22 protein-coding genes are annotated in these 19,295 nt (G+C 63.0%); 12 read left to right on the forward strand and 10 right to left on the reverse strand.

Annotation, left to right across the window (positions count from 1 at the left end):
- Positions 1-116: 116 nt before the first annotated feature.
- Together NKH57_RS10840 and NKH57_RS10845 are read right to left on the reverse strand one after the other, a co-directional pair.
- The gene (locus NKH57_RS10840) at positions 117-506 is read right to left on the reverse strand and encodes a hypothetical protein (RefSeq protein ID WP_352944093.1); all 390 of its coding nucleotides are present in this window, start codon (positions 504-506) and stop codon (positions 117-119) included.
- A gap of 163 nt (positions 507-669) precedes the next feature.
- Positions 670-1,146: a hypothetical protein gene (locus NKH57_RS10845; protein ID WP_352944095.1), complete on the reverse strand. Its 477-nt coding sequence runs from the start codon at positions 1,144-1,146 to the stop codon at positions 670-672.
- A gap of 191 nt (positions 1,147-1,337) precedes the next feature.
- Between NKH57_RS10845 and NKH57_RS10850 the strand changes: the two genes are divergently transcribed.
- From NKH57_RS10850 to NKH57_RS10860, 3 genes are all read left to right on the forward strand, one after another.
- Positions 1,338-2,297: an L-threonylcarbamoyladenylate synthase gene (locus NKH57_RS10850; protein WP_352944097.1), complete on the forward strand. Its 960-nt coding sequence runs from the start codon at positions 1,338-1,340 to the stop codon at positions 2,295-2,297.
- A 23-nt stretch (positions 2,298-2,320) separates the two neighbouring features.
- Positions 2,321-3,751: an FAD-binding oxidoreductase gene (locus NKH57_RS10855; RefSeq protein WP_352944099.1), complete on the forward strand. Its 1,431-nt coding sequence runs from the start codon at positions 2,321-2,323 to the stop codon at positions 3,749-3,751.
- Positions 3,752-3,936: 185 nt separating this feature from the next.
- Entirely contained in the window at positions 3,937-4,503 is a 567-nt protein-coding gene (locus NKH57_RS10860) for a DUF6101 family protein (protein WP_352944101.1), read from the forward strand.
- Positions 4,504-4,552: 49 nt separating this feature from the next.
- Here the strand turns inward: NKH57_RS10860 and ubiA are convergent, their stop codons facing one another.
- Together ubiA and NKH57_RS10870 are read right to left on the reverse strand one after the other, a co-directional pair.
- Positions 4,553-5,536 (reverse strand): 4-hydroxybenzoate octaprenyltransferase, encoded by a 984-nt coding sequence (gene ubiA / locus NKH57_RS10865; RefSeq protein WP_352600751.1) that lies wholly within the window; start codon positions 5,534-5,536, stop codon positions 4,553-4,555.
- A gap of 68 nt (positions 5,537-5,604) precedes the next feature.
- The gene (locus NKH57_RS10870) at positions 5,605-6,516 is read right to left on the reverse strand and encodes a LysR family transcriptional regulator (RefSeq protein WP_352729094.1); all 912 of its coding nucleotides are present in this window, start codon (positions 6,514-6,516) and stop codon (positions 5,605-5,607) included.
- A gap of 89 nt (positions 6,517-6,605) precedes the next feature.
- Between NKH57_RS10870 and NKH57_RS10875 the strand changes: the two genes are divergently transcribed.
- Positions 6,606-7,412 (forward strand): phytanoyl-CoA dioxygenase family protein, encoded by an 807-nt coding sequence (locus NKH57_RS10875; protein ID WP_352944103.1) that lies wholly within the window; start codon positions 6,606-6,608, stop codon positions 7,410-7,412.
- A gap of 154 nt (positions 7,413-7,566) precedes the next feature.
- Positions 7,567-8,844 carry a phosphoribosylamine--glycine ligase gene (purD, locus tag NKH57_RS10880; RefSeq protein WP_352944105.1) on the forward strand — a complete coding sequence of 426 codons (1,278 nt, stop codon included), beginning with the start codon at positions 7,567-7,569 and terminating at the stop codon, positions 8,842-8,844.
- A 24-nt stretch (positions 8,845-8,868) separates the two neighbouring features.
- On the opposite strand, the gene NKH57_RS10885 is transcribed toward purD, so the two are convergent.
- The 3 genes from NKH57_RS10885 to NKH57_RS10895 form a co-directional block, all read right to left on the reverse strand.
- Positions 8,869-10,035, reverse strand: coding sequence for a glycoside hydrolase family 25 protein (locus NKH57_RS10885; RefSeq protein ID WP_502907276.1), 1,167 nt, complete (start codon positions 10,033-10,035; stop codon positions 8,869-8,871).
- 77 nt (positions 10,036-10,112) lie between these two features.
- Positions 10,113-10,616, reverse strand: coding sequence for a GNAT family N-acetyltransferase (locus tag NKH57_RS10890; protein WP_023759097.1), 504 nt, complete (start codon positions 10,614-10,616; stop codon positions 10,113-10,115).
- Positions 10,613-10,900 carry a type II toxin-antitoxin system TacA family antitoxin gene (locus NKH57_RS10895; RefSeq protein ID WP_023759098.1) on the reverse strand — a complete coding sequence of 96 codons (288 nt, stop codon included), beginning with the start codon at positions 10,898-10,900 and terminating at the stop codon, positions 10,613-10,615. The genes NKH57_RS10890 and NKH57_RS10895 overlap by 4 nt, the downstream gene beginning before the upstream one ends.
- A 265-nt stretch (positions 10,901-11,165) precedes the next feature.
- On the opposite strand from NKH57_RS10895, the gene NKH57_RS10900 reads away from it, so the two are divergent.
- Complete coding sequence (locus NKH57_RS10900; protein WP_352944107.1) at positions 11,166-12,935, forward strand: acyl-CoA dehydrogenase family protein; 1,770 nt, start codon at positions 11,166-11,168, stop codon at positions 12,933-12,935.
- Between the two features lie 19 nt (positions 12,936-12,954).
- Positions 12,955-13,707, forward strand: a complete 753-nt coding sequence (locus tag NKH57_RS10905; RefSeq protein ID WP_352944109.1) for a crotonase/enoyl-CoA hydratase family protein — start codon at positions 12,955-12,957, stop codon at positions 13,705-13,707.
- 9 nt (positions 13,708-13,716) lie between these two features.
- On the opposite strand, the gene pdxH is transcribed toward NKH57_RS10905, so the two are convergent.
- Complete coding sequence (pdxH, locus tag NKH57_RS10910) at positions 13,717-14,334, reverse strand: pyridoxamine 5'-phosphate oxidase (protein ID WP_352944111.1); 618 nt, start codon at positions 14,332-14,334, stop codon at positions 13,717-13,719.
- Positions 14,335-14,393: 59 nt separating this feature from the next.
- Here pdxH and NKH57_RS10915 point away from each other — a divergent pair, with 59 nt between their 5' ends.
- The 4 genes from NKH57_RS10915 to NKH57_RS10930 all read left to right on the forward strand — a co-directional run bounded on the left by NKH57_RS10915 (position 14,394) and on the right by NKH57_RS10930 (position 17,605).
- A complete protein-coding gene (locus NKH57_RS10915) occupies positions 14,394-14,855 on the forward strand; it encodes an RT0821/Lpp0805 family surface protein (RefSeq protein ID WP_352944113.1) in 462 nt (153 codons plus the stop codon).
- A 264-nt stretch (positions 14,856-15,119) separates the two neighbouring features.
- Positions 15,120-16,049, forward strand: a complete 930-nt coding sequence (locus tag NKH57_RS10920) for a DnaJ C-terminal domain-containing protein (RefSeq protein ID WP_023759104.1) — start codon at positions 15,120-15,122, stop codon at positions 16,047-16,049.
- 106 nt (positions 16,050-16,155) lie between these two features.
- Positions 16,156-16,974 carry an enoyl-ACP reductase FabI gene (fabI, locus tag NKH57_RS10925; RefSeq protein WP_023759105.1) on the forward strand — a complete coding sequence of 273 codons (819 nt, stop codon included), beginning with the start codon at positions 16,156-16,158 and terminating at the stop codon, positions 16,972-16,974.
- Between the two features lie 43 nt (positions 16,975-17,017).
- Positions 17,018-17,605: a histidine phosphatase family protein gene (locus NKH57_RS10930; RefSeq protein ID WP_023759106.1), complete on the forward strand. Its 588-nt coding sequence runs from the start codon at positions 17,018-17,020 to the stop codon at positions 17,603-17,605.
- Positions 17,606-17,617: 12 nt separating this feature from the next.
- On the opposite strand, the gene NKH57_RS10935 is transcribed toward NKH57_RS10930, so the two are convergent.
- Positions 17,618-17,878 carry a DUF1344 domain-containing protein gene (locus NKH57_RS10935; protein WP_352944116.1) on the reverse strand — a complete coding sequence of 87 codons (261 nt, stop codon included), beginning with the start codon at positions 17,876-17,878 and terminating at the stop codon, positions 17,618-17,620.
- A gap of 102 nt (positions 17,879-17,980) precedes the next feature.
- Entirely contained in the window at positions 17,981-18,151 is a 171-nt protein-coding gene (locus tag NKH57_RS10940; RefSeq protein WP_156938534.1) for a hypothetical protein, read from the reverse strand.
- A 3-nt stretch (positions 18,152-18,154) separates the two neighbouring features.
- Between NKH57_RS10940 and aroC the strand changes: the two genes are divergently transcribed.
- Positions 18,155-19,264, forward strand: a complete 1,110-nt coding sequence (gene aroC, locus NKH57_RS10945) for a chorismate synthase (protein WP_352944118.1) — start codon at positions 18,155-18,157, stop codon at positions 19,262-19,264.
- The last annotated feature ends 31 nt before the right edge of the window (positions 19,265-19,295 follow it).

Below are 19,295 nucleotides of genomic sequence, written 5' to 3' on the forward strand. Positions count from 1 at the left end.
CCCGATGCGCGCGGTTCGGTTGGGGTTTTTTATCTTTTTCTCTCAGAGGTTTTTTTTTGATTGCATGGGTCGGCGCGGTTCCGGCGCCCCCCCGTCTGTCAGTCGTTCCGCATCCTTCAGTTTTCCAGGACGCTGACACGCACGCTGTTTTCGTAGACGTCGACCTGGATCAGCGGCTCGCCATCGACGATGGCATGCTTGGTCGAGGAACTCATGGCGCCGCCGCGCTCCAGCATGCGTTGCAGATCGGCGCGCTGGTCATTGGTCCTGAACCAGCCATCACCCTCGTCGTCGCTGTCGCGGCGGTGGAACTTGTGCCAGTTGGCGCGGTCCTGCCGCACCATTTGCGCGGCATTGTCCAGCGCGTAGCCGTCACTCGCCTGATGGTCCCGATCGGAAATACGCGCGACATAGGATCCCAACATGTCGTCGGCATAAGCCGCACCGGCGCCAAGCAATGAAGCCAGCAGAAGCCCTGCCGCGGTAACGGCTTTGAATTTTCTCATGATCTAACCCCCTTGCCCCTAACGATGAAATCCCGTCTCCCGGGGCCGCTCGACGCGATAGCGTCCAGCGGCTGACATAAAACTGAAACGGCCTGGCAATGGTGCGCCGGGCGCCAGACGGCAGTCAAGCCACGCATCAATGCCAGGCGATCGTGAGCCGAAGCTATTTGGAATAGCCATTGGGAGGCATCCGCTGACCGGGCGCCGGCGCCGGGGCGTTCGGCGGAGCGGATTGGTTCTCGGCATTGCCCGACGGGGCTGCGGAGGCGGTGGCCGTTGCCGGCACAGTGCCTGCCGCTGGCTCGGTGCCTGTGGCTGGCGCAGCAGCTGCGGCGGGTTCGGCGGTTGGCGTCGGTGCCGAGAAGGCAGGACCGGCAATGCCGCCGCGAATGACCATCGGGCTTGGCTGGAAGCCATGCCTGGCCTCCGGCTTGTCCGGGATCGCCGCCACCTTTTCATCGGTGACGCCGGGCTGGGCATCACCGACCGCCACCACCGACTTTGCATCACTGGCCATAGGTGCGCCCAGCTTGATGATCGACGGTGTCGAGGATGACGCGCCCGGGAAAACGAGAGACGAGGCCTGAGCCCCGCCGGTTGCCACCGCAAGAACTATACCCAGCAGGATACGCACAGACACGATGACCTCTCCCTTTGCCCAGAGACGGCACAATAGCAGGCCCGAATTGATACCGGCTTTCGTGGAAGCATAGCATTTTAGGAATTGATAAATCGCCAAAGCCCAGGCTTGTCCGACAACCCTTGCCATAACAGTCGACTTGCCCAACGGCCGCCATCGTACTACGCACCCGCATCTGTGAGGTGACGAGAGTGGCTGAAATTCTTGCCGTCGGCGAGGCGATGGAGCAGGCGCTGGCGCTGCTCAGGGGTGGCGATGTCGTCGCCATCCCGACGGAAACCGTCTACGGGCTGGCCGGCGATGCCACCAACGGCATCGGTGTGGCGCGCATCTTCGAAGCCAAGGGACGGCCGCGCTTCAACCCGCTTATCGCCCACGTCGGCGATATGGCGATGGCAGAGCGCCACGCGCTGTTCGATCCGCTGTCGAAGAGGCTGGCGCTGACATTCTGGCCCGGTCCGCTGACGCTGGTGCTGCCGCAACGGCCCGGCAACGGCATCCATCCGCTGGTCACCGCCGGGCTCGATACGATTGCCTTGCGCATGCCGAGGGGCTTTGGCGCTGACCTGATCGCCAGGCTCGGCCACCCGCTTGCCGCGCCCAGCGCCAATTCATCCGGCAAAATCAGCGCAACGACCGCGCAAGCGGTGGCGGCGGATCTCGGCCCGCGGATCAAGCTGGTCGTCGATGGCGGCGCAACCCCGGTCGGGCTGGAATCGACCATTATCAAGGTCGAGGGCGCAGTATTGCGGCTGCTGAGGCCCGGTGGCATCGCCGCCGAGGAGATCGAGGCGGCCGTCGGCATGGAGCTGTTGCGCGGCGGTGCAACCGACATCGAGGCGCCAGGAATGCTTGGCTCGCACTATGCGCCGGGCGCTGCGATGCGGCTCAACGCCGGGACGGTCGGTGCCGGCGAAGCCCTGCTCGGCTTCGGCGGCCAACGGGCGGCAGGCTGGCGAAACGCCGCCGCTTTCCTCAATTTATCCGAAACCGGAGACCTGCGCGAGGCGGCGAGCAACCTGTTCGCTTTTATGCAAGAGCTTGACCGCAGCGGCGCGCGGACCATCGCCGTCGAGCCGGTTCCCTTCGACGGTCTGGGCGAGGCGATCAACGATCGGCTTTCGCGTGCCGCCGCGCCTCGTGACATCTAGCTGCCCACAACATAGTTTTCCGCATGACCGAAAATTCAGCCAAATTGGATCCCGCTCTCATTGATCGCTTCGCGGCGATCGTCGGTGACAAATATGCGCTGCGTGACGAGCAGGATATCGCGCCTTACCTCATTGAGCGGCGCGGGCTCTGGCACGGCGTGACATCGCTGGTGCTGCGGCCGGGCAGCGTCGACGAGGTCAGCCGGATCATGCGGCTGGCGACCGAGACAGGAACGCCGGTCGTGCCGCAAAGCGGCAACACCGGGCTGGGCGGTGCCCAAGTGCCGGACCGGTCCGGCCGCGAGATCATCCTGTCGCTTTCGCGGCTGAACCGCATCCGCGAGATCGACGTCCTGTCCAACACGGTGACGGTCGAGGCTGGTGTCATCTTGCAGACGCTGCAGGAGGCGGCCGATGCCGCCGAGCGGCTATTTCCGCTGTCGCTGGCCGCGCAGGGCTCCTGCCAGGTCGGCGGCAACCTGTCGTCCAATGCGGGCGGCACCGGCGTGCTTGCCTATGGCAATGCGCGCGAACTCTGCCTCGGCGTCGAGGTGGTGCTGCCGACCGGCGAGGTGTTCGATGATCTGCGCAAGCTGAAGAAGGACAACACCGGCTACGATTTGAAGAACCTGTTCGTCGGCGCCGAAGGCACGCTCGGTGTCATCACCGCCGCCGTGCTCAAACTGTTTCCGAAGCCGAAGGGTCGTGAGGTGGCCTTCGTCGGCCTGTCGTCGCCCGACGCCGCACTTTCCCTGTTCAGCCTGGCGATGGACCGCGCTGGTGCTGCACTGACCGCTTTCGAACTGATCGGCAAGCGGCCATATGATTTCACGCTCGCGCATGCCCAGGGCGTGACGCGGCCGCTGATCGAGGATTGGCCATGGTATGTGCTGATGCAGATTTCGTCGGGTCGTTCATCGGAAGATTCGAGAGCTTTGATCGAGGACGTGCTCTCGGCCGGCCTTGAACAGGGTTTCGTCGGCGACGCCGTCATCGCGGCGAGTCTCGGGCAGGGGGATGCGTTCTGGAATTTCCGCGAGGTGTTGCCCGAGGCGCAGAAACCAGAGGGAGCCTCGATCAAGCACGACATTTCGGTGCCCATCGCATCGATCCCGCGCTTCATCGAAGAAGCCGCCGCCGCGGTGGCGTCGGTGAGCGCCGGGGCCCGCGTGGTCTGCTTCGGCCATATGGGCGATGGCAATCTCCATTATAACATCTCGCGGCCTGTCGAGGGCGACGACGAGGCGTTTCTTGCCCTCTATCATCCGATGAACAAGGCTGTGCACGACGTGGTGCGCAGCCTGCACGGTTCGATCTCGGCCGAACACGGCATCGGCCAGTTGAAGCGCGATGAACTGATCGCCACCGCGCCACCGATAGCGATCGATCTGATGCGCAGGGTGAAGGCCGCGTTCGACCCGGCCGGCATCATGAATCCCGGTAAGGTTATCTGATCCTTTCAATATCTTGTGGCTGGTGGCATTCCGATAACCATCCCTGAGATCAGCAAAATTTAACCGACTTTCTTAAGCGGGGCGGTAAGGAGCCCACGCTACTGTCTCCATACAAGCGAGGCTGGAAAAACCGGCCCGGAGAGAACCGGACACCGGCTCTCAGGAGACAGACAGGAAGGCAATCCATGAACACCGGACTGAAGCCAGTCTGGGCGGGACGCAACATGCGTCTCGACCCATTTCGCCTGCCGCAAGTGGTGAGCTACGCGACCCGCGACGATTACGGTGACGTGACCTTCACCATCGATCAGCGTGGCGCCGTGATCCGCCGCATGCTCGAGATGAGCGGCTTGCCCGCGATCATCGTTCTGCCCGCCAATGCATTCCGCGGCGTTGCCGCCCGCGCCATGGAGGACCCGGACGGCAATGTCACGGTGACCCTGGAACTCCTGCACAACGATCCGATGCTGTCGGTGCCTCTGCTGGTTGCCGACGATCTCGACGATGTCGCCGCCGACTGGCGCGCCTGGGCCGACGCCTACCGTCTGCCGATGCTGCTGATCGAATCGGACGGCGTTGCCCGTACACTGGAAGAATCGCTTGGCGCCGCCATCAAGACGCTGCCGCCGCAGGATCGCCGCAAGGGCCGCGTTTCCAATACGCGCCGCCCGCGCTTCCTCGCTCGCCGCAGGGCAGGCGCCCTCGGTCTCAGGCTGGTCATCGACGGCCAGGAAATCATTTCGCGGGAGTAGGAAGGGACCCTTCCTCCTTCCACAAGGGAACGGAAAAGGTAAGAAGCCGCTACACCAGCGGCTTCAGCGCCACCCACACAGCGCCGCCGATCAGGCCGAGGAAGATCAGCCAGCCGACCTGGTTGTTCGACCTGAACAGCCGCAGGCATTGGTCCGGATTGTCGATATCCAGAACCGCGATCTGCCGGGCCATATGTGCACCGGCGGCGATCAGTCCAGCCAGCGCCACCACCGGAGCCTGCGCCGACGCGAAGGCGATGGCAAAGCAGATCAGCGCGCCGCCATAGAGTCCTGCCAGCCACGATTTGGTGTTGTCGCCGAACAAGCGTGCCGTCGAGCGCACGCCGACAATGGCGTCATCTTCCTTGTCTTGATGCGCGTAGATCGTGTCGTAGCCGATCACCCACAGGATCGAGCCGATATAGAGCATGATTGCAGGCCCATCGAGATCGCCGAACTCGACCGCCCACCCCATAAGCGCGCCCCAGGAAAAGGCAAGGCCGAGTACAAGTTGCGGCCAATTGGTTATCCGCTTCATGAATGGATAGATGGCGATGATTGCCAGTGAGCAGATGCCGAGCAGGATGGCGAAGCTGTTGAACTGTATGAGCACCGCGAGGCCGACCAGCGCCTGCAGCGCAACAAACAGCCACGCCCGCCGGCGCGTCGCCTTGCCCGACGGCAGCGGCCGCGAGCGCGTGCGTTCGACCTGGTTGTCGATGTCCTGATCGACGAGATCGTTGTAGGTGCAGCCGGCGCCGCGCATGGCGATGGCGCCGGCCAGGAACAGCACGAGATACCAAGGCGCCGGCAGCAGCGACAGCAGCGGGTCGCCGGGGCGCGGATAGGCGCTCGCCGCAAGGGCCGCAGACCACCAGCACGGCCACAGCAGCAACTGCCAGCCGATCGGCCTGTCCCACCGGGCAAGTTGCGCATAGGGCCATAACGAGCGTGGCAGCACGCGATAGACCCAATGGCCGTTCGGCGCATCGGCGACACGGCCCTGGGCCGCTTTCGACTGGATAGGTTCCATGTCCATGGAGTGGCAGCAGCGGCGGAAACCGTCAAGCGGCAAGCGCGGGAGCGGGGTCCGTCAGCCTTTCACGAGGCAAAGATGTCGCGGCTGGCGAACCACCCCTTCGCCACGTCGATGAAGGACAGCGCCGCATTCGACACGCGCTGATGCGAGTCATAGGTGAGCAGGATCCGCTGCATCGGCAGCGGATCGGACAGCGGCTTGCGGACAAGCGGCAGCCCGTCATAGCTGCGGTCGCCGTACGGACGGGTATAGCTGACCGCAACGCCGAAGCCGTTGGCCACCATGCTGCGCTGCAGTTCGAACGAGCTCGTCGTCATGTCGGCCACCGGCGACAGGCCGCGGCTGCGGAACAGGTCGAGCATGTGCTGCCAGCTGTGCGGCTGGTCCGTGGTGATCAGCGGATAGGCGGCCAGATCCGCAAGGCTGACCGATGGGCGATCCGCCAGGGCATGGCCTGCCGGCAACAGCGCATGCGGACGAAGTTCGCCCAGCAGGATGCGAGCGAAATGTGTCGGCAGGCTGAGGTCATAGGTGAGGCCGAGATCGATGGCCGCATCGCCGAGCCGTCGTCCCAGCGTCTCGAACGTCTCGTCGCGAACGACCACCTTGACGTCCGGATGACGTTCGGAGAAGGCGCGGAGCAGGGCCGGCGCGAAGAACGGCGCCAGGTCCTCGAAGCATCCCAACACCAGTTCTCCGCTGACAGCCGATTTGCCTGAACCCAGGCCGATGAGTTCGTCCGTCTCGGTGAGAACCTGTCTTGCCTTGGCCACGACGGCGCGACCGAACGATGTCGGTGACACGCCGCTTCCGCGCTGGCGGACGAACAGCTTCTGGCCGAAATTCTTCTCGACCGCGTCGATGGCCACCGAAATCGACGGCTGCGAGACGTTCAGCATCTTTGCCGCGCCCGTGACGCTGCCGTGACGCGCCACGGCGACAAGGTAGCGCAAATGGGTGAGGGTCACATTCATAGGTACAGTCTATGTGTCGGATGGAAAGTTATTATTTTACTGAATGAAGGCTGGTTGCGATAGTCGGTTCATTCCAAGAGGAGAACACCATGGCTTCCGCAATCGATACCCAGACAATCGATGCAAAGGTAACCGCCGACTATCAGCGTGACGGAGCGGTCTGCATCCGCGGCGCCTTCAAGGGCTGGGTCGACACGATTGCCGCCGGCATCGAGCGCAACATGCAGAACCGCAGCGCCGCCGCGTCTGACATCGCCAATGGTCGCGGCAGTTTCTTCGACGACTATTGCAACTGGGAGCGCATTCCCGAATTCGTCAGTGTGGTGCGGGAATCGCCCGCGGCGCAATGGGCGGCGGCGGTCATGCAGTCGCGCACCGCGCAGTTCTTCCACGACCATGTGCTGGTCAAGGAACCCGGCACGCAGAAGCCGACGCCCTGGCATCAGGATATTCCTTACTACTTTGTCGATGGCCAGCAGACGGTAAGCTTCTGGATTCCCATAGATCCGGTGAAGGAGGCGACGCTGCGGCTGATCGCCGGTTCGCACAAATGGAACAAGATGATCCTGCCGGTGCGCTGGCTCGACGACAGCAAATTTTATGCCGGCGATGGTGACTACCTGCCGGTGCCCGATCCCGACAAGGATCCGTCGATGAAGGTGCTCGAATGGGAAATGGAGCCGGGCGACGCAATTCTGTTCGACTTCAGGACCGCGCATGGCGCGCGCGGCAATCTGACGGCGGCGCGACGTCGGGCGTTGTCACTGCGCTGGGTTGGTGACGATGCGCGCTACGTCGAACGGCCGGGGCGCACCTCGCCGCCCTATCATGGCCATGGCATGCGGCCGGGGCAGAAATTGCGCGAGGACTGGTTTCCGGTCGTCTACCAGGGCTGAGTTCGAGCCAGAATATGGGCGCCGTGTTCGGCGCCCATATTCGGCTGGGGTAGCGTTCCCGTGCGCAAATTCCGATCAAAGCACCCTGATGCCTTGACCCGTCGTCCAGAGAGCAATAGCGGGTGCTCAAAGAGATCGGCATCAAGAGGTGGCCATGAACGTTCTTCTTCTCGGCTCCGGTGGCCGCGAACATGCGCTCGCCTGGAAGATCGCCGCGTCACCGCTACTGACCAGGCTCTACGCCGCTCCCGGCAATCCGGGTATCGGCGGCGAGGCCGAATTGGTGAAGCTGGATATAGCCGACCATGCCGCTGTAACCGTCTTCTGCAAGGAGAAAAAAATCGACCTCGTCGTCGTCGGCCCGGAAGGGCCGCTGGTCGCCGGCATTGCCGACGATTTGCGCGCGCAAGGCATTCGTGTCTTCGGCCCATCCAAGGCGGCCGCGCAACTGGAAGGTTCGAAGGGTTTTACCAAGGATCTCTGTGCTCGATACAACATCCCGACCGCTGCCTATGGGCGCTTCGGCGATCTCGCCTCCGCCAAGGCCTATGTCGAGAAGATGGGCGCGCCGATCGTCATCAAGGCCGACGGGCTCGCCGCAGGCAAGGGCGTCACGGTCGCTATGACGCTCGGCGAAGCGCAGGCCGCACTCGATGCCTGTTTCGACGGTTCCTTCGGTGCCGCCGGTGCGGAGGTGGTGGTCGAGGAGTTCATGACCGGCGAGGAGGCGAGCTTCTTCTGCCTCTGCGACGGCACTACGGCGCTGCCCTTCGGCACCGCACAGGATCACAAGCGCGTCGGCGATGGCGACACCGGCCCTAACACCGGCGGCATGGGCGCCTATTCGCCTGCCCCGGTGATGACGCCACAGATGGTCGAACGCACCATGCGCGAGATCGTCGAGCCGACCATGCGCGGCATGGCTGAACTTGGTGCGCCCTTCGCCGGCGTGCTGTTCGCCGGGCTGATGATATCGGACAAGGGCCCGAAGCTGATCGAATACAACACCCGGTTCGGCGATCCGGAATGCCAGGTGCTGATGATGCGGCTGAAGGACGATCTGCTGGTCCTGCTCAACGCGGCAACCGACGGGCAGCTTGCGCATACTTCGGTGCGTTGGCACGACGAGGCCGCACTTACCGTGGTGATGGCGGCCAGGGGCTATCCGGGCACGCCGGAAAAAGGGTCGGTCATCCGCGGCGTCGAAGACGCGGCGGGCGACGGTGTCCAGATCTTCCACGCCGGTACCGCCATCAATGGCGGCGCGCTGGTCGCCAATGGCGGGCGCGTCCTCAATGTCACGGCGACGGGAAGCACGGTCGGCGAGGCGCAGAGACGAGCCTACGCCGCGCTCGACCGCATCGACTGGCCGGATGGCTTCTGCCGCCGCGACATTGGCTGGCAGGCCGTGGCGCGCGAGCAGTCAAACTGAAGGTCTCTTTGGAGAGACGGCAGTCTACCGGTGGCCGCGGTCGATCTCGGTCGAAGCGGTGCTGAGTGGATCGGCGGCGGCAAAGGCGGCGTCGAGTTGCGCCGGAGAACGCTGTTCCGTCCGCTTCCAGGCGACATATTGGACAATGCCGAAGCCAGGCCGTCGCGGCACCGTCTTCACGACAGGCATGCGGAAGCCGCCGCGAAATTTCGTCCAGCGTGCGCCCAGTGCTGCCACCATCTCCTCGAAGGTCGGTGGCGCTGCTACCGAGGCGTAGGTGATGGTGACATTGCCGGCGAGGCCGGCCTCGCGTGAGACCGGCAGGGGTATCGAGGCGAGATAATCGGGCGGCACGTCGATGAGGCCGCCGAACGGCCATTGCGCACGCAGCGTGGCGGCGTCAGTCGGCGCGACATTGACGTCGATGTCCTTGGGCGTGCCGGCGACCCTGTAAGGGCAGCGGAACCGGCCGCAATTGGCTTGCGCCGAAAACTGCCACAGCGTGTAGCCCTGCCAGTTGCCCATCGGGAAATGCACGTCGATGTCGTTGACGTAGCGGGCGTACCAGAGCGGCAACCGCGACAGAAGTCTGTATCTGTAGCTGTTGTCGGCAATGTACTGGGCCGTCTTGCCGTTGGTGTAGATGACCGGGAAGCGGCCGATACGCCGATGCACCTGGCGCGCGAACTCCTCGGCATCGTCGAGCGACATCCATTGCGAAGGATCGTTGCCCTCGATGTCGAGGGCCATGAGATCGTCCGGTGCGGGCTCGGCGAAATCGAGGAAATTGTTGGCCTGCTCGACCGGATTGCCGGGGCGGGCGAGATGGTAGGCGCCCCATTTCAGGCCGAGTGACTTGGCGACCACCCGGCGGGTCTGGAACAGTTCGCGCGTCACTGCGTGGCGTTTCCACAATGCCTTGCAGAGTTTCACCTCGGTTTCGTCGCCCAAACAGAAATAGGGCGGCGGCATGCCGTCGGATGCCTTGCTGATGAAGCCAACGACCCGCTTGTCCGTGGCGAGCTGGGCCCAGTCGATGGAATTGTATTCGTAGGCGTCGACGACCAGGGCGCGATCGGCGTTCTTCCAGGGCTCGGAAAAATCCGAAGCCCTTGCCGCTATCGACAGCGCCATCGTCGCCGCGAAAGCGAGGAGCGCTGTGCGGCGAAGGAGGTGCGCCGTCCTTTGCAAACAGGGAATCCCCGTTGACCGAATACAAATCCTGGACCGCTATGGTTAAGGAAATGCTTTCAAGGCAATGCGGTGCGTCAGTCGAACAGCTTCAACGCCGTCGCTACCGATAGGAACATCGACAACGGGCGGTCGTGAAATGGCGTGAAACCATGTTTGCGATAAAAAGCCGCGGCCTTGTCGTCCTTGGCGTCGACGATCAGCGCGAAGCAGGCAGGAGCAGCTTGGGCGCAGCGCCGGAGCGCATCCACGATCAGTATCGATCCAACTCGTTGTCCCTGATATCGGGTATCGACTGCCAACCTTCCGATCAATATGGCGGGCAGGACTGGATAACGCGGCAGGCGTTTTGTCAGGTCTTGTGGCAGCGAAGCTATGGGCACGCTTGACGCTGCAAGAGTGTAATATCCGGCAATGAGATCGACATCACGATCTGCGGCGACAAAGCAGTTGCTGACTCGGCGTTTGACGTCCTGGCTCGCCTGCTCGCGTAGATAGTGGTCGAGTGCCAGCACGCCACAACTGAATGCCTTACGATCATACGATCCGCCCAGCGGCTCGATGATCAGATCTAGACTCACCGGGATTCGACGACAAGTCGCTTGTAGGCGTCGGCAGCTTTGCGCAGCGCTTCATTGGGTTCGGGTGGATTGAGAATGGCTTCTACCAGAGCGCGCTGGTCCTCAATGGACAGACGGATGATAGCAGTCTCCTCGATGGTGCGTTGTGCAGCTTCCTGCGCTGCGGAGACCACGAAGTCGCTGACGCTGCGGCCCTGGATTTCGGCGGCACGTTTCACCACACTCAGCATATCCGGTGAGATCCGAGCTTCGAGACGGGTGGTACGGGTCTGTTGGTTTGGCATCACGATCACCTCTAGCACGATATGTACGGGTTTTGACCGTACATATCAAGCGCCGCGTTCAGCGCCGGCTCCGGTCGGCTAGTTCTGATCTGTCGCCGGTTGATTTCATCCGGCATTGCTTGAATCTAATACGCGCCGCCGTGACTGCAAATCCGCGTGACAAAATTTGACGTTTACGTAAAAAGGAGATGGGAGACTCGCCCAGGAGCGGATGGTTTTGGGGCAGCACTGGCTGTAGGGTTCGCGCATAAGGAGAACGAACGGCATGTATCGGGCACCGGTCGAGGATATCGCGTTCACCCTGAAGCACGTGGCGGGCATGAAATCCGCCCTTGAGGCCGGCACCTTCGGCGATCTCGGCGAGGATCTGGTCGATGCCGTCGTTGCCGAAGCTGGCCGTTTCGCCACCGAGGAGGTGGCACCGCTCTACAAGATTGGCGACCAACAAGGTGCGGTGCTGAAGGGTGCCGCCGTCACCACGCCGCCCGGCTGGAAGGAGCTGTATCGCCGCTGGATCGACGGCGGCTGGAACGCGCTCTCCGGGCCTGAAGCCTATGGCGGCCAGGCGCTGCCCACCATGCTTGGCGTGGCGGCGCTCGAAATGTGGAACTCCGCCGCCATGGCCTTCGGCATCGGCCCGACGCTGACCATGGGCGCGGTCGAAGCGCTCGACAAACACGCCTCCGAAGACCTCAAGGCAAAATATCTCGAAAAGCTCGTGTCCGGCGAATGGATGGGCACGATGAACCTGACCGAACCGCAAGCGGGCTCGGACCTCGCCGCCTTGCGTGCCCGCGCCGAGCCGGCCGGCGACGGCAGCTACCGTATCTTCGGCCAGAAAATCTTCATTACCTATGGCGAGCACGATTTTACCGACAACATCATCCACCTGGTGTTGGCGCGGCTGCCCGATGCGCCGTCCGGCACGCGCGGCATTTCGCTGTTCCTGGTGCCGAAATTCCTGGTCGGCGACGATGGCTCGCTCGGTGCCCGCAACGACGTCTTCTGTTCCGGCCTCGAGCACAAGCTCGGCATCCATGCCTCGCCGACCTGCACAATGATCTATGGTGACGGCTTCCAGGGCGCGAAGCCGGGCGCGATCGGATGGCTGATCGGCGAGGAGAACAAGGGCCTCGCCTGCATGTTCACGATGATGAACAATGCGCGGCTGTGCGTCGGCATGCAGGGCGTCGCGGTCGCCGAGGCCGCAACGCAGAAGGCGGTTGCCTATGCCAACGACCGCCGCCAGGGCAAGGCGGCAAGCTACGTCGGTGCCGGCATGGCGCCGATTGTCCATCACCCCGACGTGCAGCGCAATCTCTTGACCATGAAGGCGCTGACGCAGGTCGCACGGGCGATCAGCTATTCCTGTGCCTACGCCATCGACCTGGCACGCATCTCGGACGGCGACGAGGCGGCGCATTGGCGCGACCGCGCCAACCTGCTGACGCCGCTGGCCAAGGCTTTCTCGACCGACGTTGGTGTCGAAGTTGCCTCGCTCGGCGTCCAGGTGCATGGCGGCATGGGCTTCATCGAGGAAACGGGCGCGGCCGCCCTCTACCGCGATGCTCGCATCGCACCGATCTATGAGGGCACCAACGGCATCCAGGCGATCGATCTGGTGATGCGCAAGCTGCCGCTCGGCGGTGGCGACCATGTGCATGGCTTCATCGCCGAACTGGCTGCGGTGGCAGGAGCGGTGCGAACCTCGAACCTGCAGGGTTTTGGCCGCACCGCCGATGCTCTCGACGCAGCACTTGCCGATCTGACGCAAGCGACGCGCTTTCTGCAAAAACTGTCGGCCGATGGCCGACCGGAAGAGGCGCTGGCAGGGGCTACGCCCTATCTCAGGCTGATCTCGCTTGCCGCCGGCGGCACCTATCTGGCGCAGGGCGCACTTGCCGATCAGGGCCGTATCGCTCTTTGCCGCTACTTCGCCGAAAACCTGATCGCCGAGGTCGGTGCCCTGAAGGTTCGCGTTGTCGAAGGCGCCGAGAGCCTTGCCGCCGCCGGCAAGACGCTGGTTTCTGCCTGACGTTCACAAGGAATAGACCGTGACAGACCACATCTTCGTCGAGCGCCAAGGCGCCATCCAGATCATCCGCATGAACCGGCCGGACAAGAAGAACGCGCTGACGCGCGCCATGTATGCGAAAATGTCAAAAACCCTGGCCGAAGGCGACGCCGATCCTGCGGTCCGCGTCCATGTCTTCCTGGGCGTGCCCGGCGCCTTCTCCTCCGGCAATGACCTTGCCGATTTCATGGTCGTCGCCACCGGCGGCGATGGCGGCACCGAGGTCTGGGACTTCCTGATGGCGCTGGCAAGGGTGGAGAAGCCCATCGTCTCCGGCGTCGACGGCATCGCGGTCGGCATCGGCACGACGCTCAATCTGCATTGCGACCTGACCTTCGCCACACCGCGCACAGTGTTCAGGACGCCTTTCGTCGACCTCGGTCTGGTGCCCGAGGCGGGATCCAGCCTTTTGGCGCCGCGAATCCTGGGACCGCAGGGAGCGTTTGCGCTGCTCGGCCTCGGCGAGGGCCTTTCGGCCGAACGGGCGAAGGTCGCCGGCTTGATCTACGAGGTGGTCGAGGAAGCAGCACTTGAAGCCGCAGTGCTGGCGGCGGCCGGCCAGATCGCGGCCAAGCCACCGCAGGCGCTGAAGATCGCCCGCGAGCTGATGCGTGGCTCGCGCGATGACCTCGTCGCCCGTATCGGCGAGGAGAGCGAGTATTTTCGCGAGCGGCTGAAATCGGACGAGGCGCGCGCCGCGCTGACGGCATTCATGACCAGGAAGAAGGCCTGAGCCTCTCTTTCACGGATAAAGCCTCGTCTTGCTCCAGCCGCCTTTCGCGTCACGGCTGAAGACGACACGGTCGTGTAGCCGGAATGGCCTGTCGTGCCAGAATTCGATCGTCTGAGGGACAATGCGAAAGCCCGACCAGTGCTTTGGCCTAGGGATCTCGCCGATTGCATGGCGCGCCGTGTATTCGGCCACCGCCTTCTCAAGGGCGAAACGGCTTTCCAGCGGCCGCGACTGTTTCGAGGCCCAGGCGCCGATGCGGCTGCCGCGCGGCCGCGTTGCGTAATAGGCGTCGGCCTCGGCGTCGCTGACGATCTCCACCGGTCCGCGAATGCGCACCTGCCGGCGCAGCGATTTCCAATGGAAGCACATCGCCGCCTTCATGCTGCCAAGAATTTCCTGGCCCTTGGCGCTCTCAAAATTCGTATAGAAGACAAACCCGCTCTCATCGAACCCCTTGAGCAGAACCATGCGCACATTCGGCATGCCGTCGGCATCGACGGTCGCCAGCGCCACGCCGTTGGGATCGTTCATTTCGCTCTTCGTGGCGTCCTCAAGCCATGCGGCAAAGAGGCGAAAGGGCTCCGCAGCCTCGGTAAAGTCACCGCTTGTTAACTCTGTGTCACTCATAGTTTTTCTCAATTTGTCACGTAGCCCAAATTATCACGAAGCCAGGGGGAGGTTGCCGATTGTCGCGTATTGCGCGAGCTTTTGACAGCAGGCAATGGGGCGTTATCGCTTCGGCCAGCACGAAAGTCGCGATCGTGGCAGTCGCGTTGCCGCTTGCCGCCTGTGGCGCCGGTGGCTTCAGCCTGGAAAAGGCCGAAGTCGACCGCTCCATCCTGACCAGCAGCACATCTGTCTCGGCCGTGCCAGCGAATTTGGATCGCGATTCCGACCAGACGACGATCGGCAACGCGGTGTCCTCGGCCGACATCGAACAGCTCGGCGGACAGGCAGTGCCGTGGGCCAATGCCGGCACCGGGTCACGCGGTTCCATCACCGGACTGGCGGAGTTGAAGGACAAGGGCCAGACATGCCGCCGTTTCAAGGTCTCACGCGAAAGCTTTGACGGCGTCGCCATGTTCGAAGGCGAACTGTGCCTGGCCAGCGCCGGCGGCTGGCGCATGCAGGACTTCAGGGCGCTCTGAGCGTGTTCTGAAAGTCGATTGGATCGGGCTCGGCGAATCTTTTTCGTCGCCCGGCGCGTTGCCAATCTTGCCGATATCCCGATATCGGCTGCGATCGGTTCCTTCCGGATCGACAAAAAACCCTCGCCAATCCTCAACCGCCGACTTTTGGAACAAGCTATGATCTTCCGCTTTTGATATGCTGCTCGAGCACTGGAATTTCTTCCTATGCGAGCGCAATATAGGGAGCAACCAGAGACTCAACTCTTCTCCAGGGCAGTAAGCATGCGCGACCCCTATGAGGTGCTGGGCGTTGCCAAGAACGCATCGGCCAAGGACATAAAATCGGCGTATCGGAAACTCGCCAAGAAGTATCATCCGGATCAGAATCCGAATGATCCCAAGGCGAAGGACCGATTTGCCGCGGCCAACCAGGCCTACGAGATCGTCGGCGACGAGAAGAATCGTGTCGCTTTCGATCGCGGCGAGATCGACGCCGACGGCAAGCCGCGATTCCAGGGCTTCGAGGGCGCTGCCGGTGGTGGCGATCCCTTCGGCGGATTTCGCCGGCAGCAAGGGCCTGGCGGTTCGCGATTCGAATTCCGCTCCGGCCGCCCGGGCGGCGATCCGTTCGACGGCAACAGCGACATCTTCAGCCAGATTTTCGGCGATGCTTTTTCTGGCGTGCGTGGCGCCGGGATGGGAGATCGCCGCCAGCCCGCGACCGCTGCCGATCTGAACGTGACGCTCGACGTTACCATCGAGGAGGCGGCGACCGCCGAAAAAGTGACGGCGATATTCCCCGACGGCCGCAAGGTGGCCGTCAAATTGCCGGCCTATGTCGAGGATGGCCAGACCATCCGGCTGAAGGGGCAGGGCGAGCAAGGGCCAGGCCTGCCGGGCGACGCGCTGGTCAAGATCCATCTTCGCCGGCATCCGCGCTACCGCATCGAGGGCCGCGACCTGCACGCCGATCTGCCGGTGACGCTGGCGGATGCCGTGCTCGGCGCCAAGGTTCCCGTCGATACACCGACCGGCCGGCTCGCGGTCAACATCCCCGCCTGGTCGAGCTCCGACAAGGTCCTGCGGCTGAAGGGCAGGGGCCTGCCGGAAAAGGCCGGCGGCCACGGCGATCTCTACGCCCATGTCCGGATCATGCTGCCGGAGGGCGGCGATAGCGCACTCGAAGCGCTGTTGCGCAGTCAAAAAGGCTGATCGGCGGCTCTTGTCCCCCGAACTGTCCAGTTTGAGCGCTTGAAGGGGCTCTGTGCCTGTGCGATAGGGCACTCCACAAAGCAGAAATCTTGCGGAGAGCGCTCACATGGCGGGTGGACAGGGCCTAATGGCCGGCAAGCGCGGCCTTATTCTTGGCGTCGCCAACAACAGGTCGATCGCCTATGGCATCGCCAAGGCCTGTGTCGACCACGGCGCCGAGATCGCGCTGACCTATCAGGGCGAGGCATTCAAAAAGCGTGTCGAGCCGCTGGCGGCGGAACTGGGCGCCTTTGTCGCCGGCCATTGCGACGTGACCGATCCGGCGAGCCTGGACGAGGTTTTCGCCAATGTCGCCAGGCACTGGGGCAAGCTTGATTTCCTCGTCCACGCCATTGCCTTCTCCGACAAGGACGAACTGACCGGCCGTTATGTCGAAACGACGCGCGACAATTTCCTGCGCACCATGGACATTTCGGTCTATTCCTTCACCACCATTGCCAAGCGCGCCGAGGCGCTGATGGCCAATGGCGGCTCGCTGCTGACCCTGACCTACTACGGCGCCGAAAAGGTGATGCCGCATTACAACGTCATGGGTGTCGCCAAGGCGGCGCTCGAGGCCAGCGTGCGCTACCTGGCCGTCGACCTCGGCGCAAAGAAGATCCGCGTCAACGCCATCTCGGCTGGCCCGATCAAGACGCTTGCCGCTTCCGGCATCGGCGATTTCCGCTACATTCTGAAGTGGAACGAGTATAATTCGCCGCTGAAGCAAACGGTGACGCAGGAGGAAGTCGGCGATTCCGGCGTTTATTTCCTGTCCGATCTGTCGCGCGGCGTCACCGGTGAAGTGCATCACGTCGATTCGGGCTACCACGTCGTCGGCATGAAGGCGGTCGATGCGCCTGATATCTCGACGGTCAAGGACTAACCCACCAACCGTCATCCGTCCCGATCCCGCACCGGAAGACTTGATGTACCCGCTGGTTTATATCGTGCGCCACGGCCAAACCGCGTGGAACGCCGAATTCCGGCTTCAGGGGCAGGCCGACACCGATCTCAACGCTCTTGGCCGCGAGCAGGCGACCCGAAACGGTCGTCGGCTAGCCGAACTGGTCCAAAATCCCGAAGATTTCGATTTCGTCGCCAGCCCCATGAAACGGACGCGCGAAACGATGCAGCGCATCCGCGTCGCGATGGAGCTTGATCCAGGCGCCTATCGAACGGATCCACGCCTCGTCGAAGTCAATTTCGGTGATTGGCAGGGATTTACCTTCCCCGAGCTCGAGGCGCGATATCCCGGAGCGGGCAGGACGCGCGCTCTGGACAAATGGAACTTTCGGCCACCCGGCGACGGCGCGGAGAGTTACCAGATGCTGCTCGAACGCGTGAGGCCATATTTCGACGCGATCGAACGCCAGACGATCTGCGTTACCCATGGCGGCGTCATGCGCGCCTTGTTTCGCTTCGTGCTCGATGTGGCAGAGGACGAGGCGGCGAACCTGGAAATACGGCACGATCGTTTGCTCAAGCTCGAAGGCAAGAGCCTGGAGTGGCTTTAGGGCACCAATTCCCTAGTTCGTGTCGCTGTCCGGTAACTGCATATCGGTGACGACATTCTCGCCATTGTTCACGTCATAAGCGATGACGATGTCCATGCCCGGCTTCAGCGCGTCTAGATAGGTCTCGGCATTCAGCTTGTAGGACTTGCCGTCATCCAACGTCAGCGTCAGCGCGTCCTTGTCGACCTTCTTGATCAAACCTTCGGTCTGGCCAGCGAAAGCAGCGGTTGAAAGCAGCAGTGTGGCGGCAATGGCGCCAATCAGGGTACGCATAGTCGTTCCTCTTTGTCATTGCACCGGCATGGCGGCGGGCGTTCAACGGCGGATGGAGCAGAGCAGAAACCAACCGAATGTGTCAAAACTAAATCCGCCAGATCACAGTTTGACCCCTGTGAAAAACGCCAATAGAAGCAGACTACAGCGCCGCGCGGCCTCATGGACGCGCAAAGGACGCTGTAGCACTTTTGATTGCGCATGATCCTTTCCGAACATCGCTTCGATTTCGGGGTCATGCGTCAAGCCGGCTCCGCTGCCGGGCAGGGTCATTCTATGTCTCACAACACGTTCGGTCACCTTTTCCGCGTCACCACCTGGGGTGAAAGCCATGGCCCGTCGCTCGGCTGCGTCGTCGATGGTTGTCCGCCCGGCATCCGCTTCACCCAAGCCGAGATTCAGGCTGAACTCGACAAGCGTCGGCCGGGACAGTCACGTTTCGTGACGCAACGTCGCGAACCAGATGAGGTGAAGGTGCTGTCCGGCTTCATCCTCGACGAGGACGGCGAGACCATGATCACCACCGGCACGCCGGTGTCGATGCTGATCGAGAATGTCGACCAGCGCTCGAAGGATTATGGCGAGATAGCCCGCCAATATCGGCCCGGCCATGCCGATTACACTTATGACGTCAAATACGGCGTGCGCGATTATCGTGGCGGCGGCCGCTCCTCGGCCCGCGAGACGGCCGCGCGGGTGGCAGCCGGTGCCTTGGCGCGCAAGGTTGTGCCCGGCGTGGTGGTGCGTGGCGCGCTGGTGTCGATGGGCGAAAAATCCATCGACCGCGCCAACTGGAACTGGAATTTCATCGGCGACGCGGAAAATCCGTTCTTCACCCCCGATCCGGCTTCCGTTCCCGTCTTCACTAGATATCTCGACGGCATCCGCAAGGCGGGGTCCTCGGTCGGTGCCGTGATCGAGATCGTCGCCGACGGCGTTCCGGCAGGCCTGGGCGCGCCGATCTACGCCAAGCTCGACCAGGACATCGCTTCTGGCCTGATGTCGATCAACGCGGTCAAGGGCGTCGAGATCGGCAACGGCTTCGAGGCCGCCCGCATCACCGGCGAGCAGAATGCCGACGAGATGCGCATGGGCAATGATGGCAAGCCGGTGTTCCTGTCCAACAATGCCGGCGGTATCCTTGGCGGCATCTCGACCGGCCAGGCGATCGTCGCCCGTTTCGCCGTCAAGCCGACCTCCTCGATCCTGACGCCGCGAAGATCGATCGACAAGGACGGCCACGACGTCGAGATCATGACCAGGGGCCGCCACGATCCATGCGTCGGCATCCGCGCCGTGCCGATTGGCGAGGCGATGGTTGCCTGTGCGATCGCCGACCACTATCTGCGGCATCGAGGACAGACGGGAAAGGGAATAGGGGAATAGGGGACTATGTTGCGCTCTTAGCCCGGCCAGC

The organism is Mesorhizobium sp. M1050 (assembly GCF_040318715.1).
Taxonomy (GTDB): Bacteria; Pseudomonadota; Alphaproteobacteria; order Rhizobiales; family Rhizobiaceae; genus Mesorhizobium.

Excerpts from the sequence above, each read along its gene's own strand:
- NKH57_RS10870 (WP_352729094.1), bottom strand. The coding sequence starts at position 6,516 with ATGAATGTGACCCTCACCCATTTGCGCTACCTTGTCGCCGTGGCGCGT.
- NKH57_RS10895 (WP_023759098.1), bottom strand. The coding sequence starts at position 10,900 with ATGCCAAACCAACAGACCCGTACCACCCGTCTCGAAGCTCGGATCTCA.
- NKH57_RS10930 (WP_023759106.1), top strand. The coding sequence starts at position 17,018 with ATGTACCCGCTGGTTTATATCGTGCGCCACGGCCAAACCGCGTGGAAC.
- NKH57_RS10875 (WP_352944103.1), top strand. The coding sequence starts at position 6,606 with ATGGCTTCCGCAATCGATACCCAGACAATCGATGCAAAGGTAACCGCC.
- pdxH (WP_352944111.1), bottom strand. The coding sequence starts at position 14,334 with ATGAGTGACACAGAGTTAACAAGCGGTGACTTTACCGAGGCTGCGGAG.
- NKH57_RS10840 (WP_352944093.1), bottom strand. The coding sequence starts at position 506 with ATGAGAAAATTCAAAGCCGTTACCGCGGCAGGGCTTCTGCTGGCTTCA.
- fabI (WP_023759105.1), top strand. The coding sequence starts at position 16,156 with ATGGCGGGTGGACAGGGCCTAATGGCCGGCAAGCGCGGCCTTATTCTT.
- NKH57_RS10860 (WP_352944101.1), top strand. The coding sequence starts at position 3,937 with ATGAACACCGGACTGAAGCCAGTCTGGGCGGGACGCAACATGCGTCTC.
- NKH57_RS10920 (WP_023759104.1), top strand. The coding sequence starts at position 15,120 with ATGCGCGACCCCTATGAGGTGCTGGGCGTTGCCAAGAACGCATCGGCC.
- NKH57_RS10935 (WP_352944116.1), bottom strand. The coding sequence starts at position 17,878 with ATGCGTACCCTGATTGGCGCCATTGCCGCCACACTGCTGCTTTCAACC.
- ubiA (WP_352600751.1), bottom strand. The coding sequence starts at position 5,536 with ATGGAACCTATCCAGTCGAAAGCGGCCCAGGGCCGTGTCGCCGATGCG.
- aroC (WP_352944118.1), top strand. The coding sequence starts at position 18,155 with ATGTCTCACAACACGTTCGGTCACCTTTTCCGCGTCACCACCTGGGGT.
- purD (WP_352944105.1), top strand. The coding sequence starts at position 7,567 with ATGAACGTTCTTCTTCTCGGCTCCGGTGGCCGCGAACATGCGCTCGCC.
- NKH57_RS10940 (WP_156938534.1), bottom strand. The coding sequence starts at position 18,151 with ATGACCCTGCCCGGCAGCGGAGCCGGCTTGACGCATGACCCCGAAATC.
- NKH57_RS10855 (WP_352944099.1), top strand. The coding sequence starts at position 2,321 with ATGACCGAAAATTCAGCCAAATTGGATCCCGCTCTCATTGATCGCTTC.
- NKH57_RS10900 (WP_352944107.1), top strand. The coding sequence starts at position 11,166 with ATGTATCGGGCACCGGTCGAGGATATCGCGTTCACCCTGAAGCACGTG.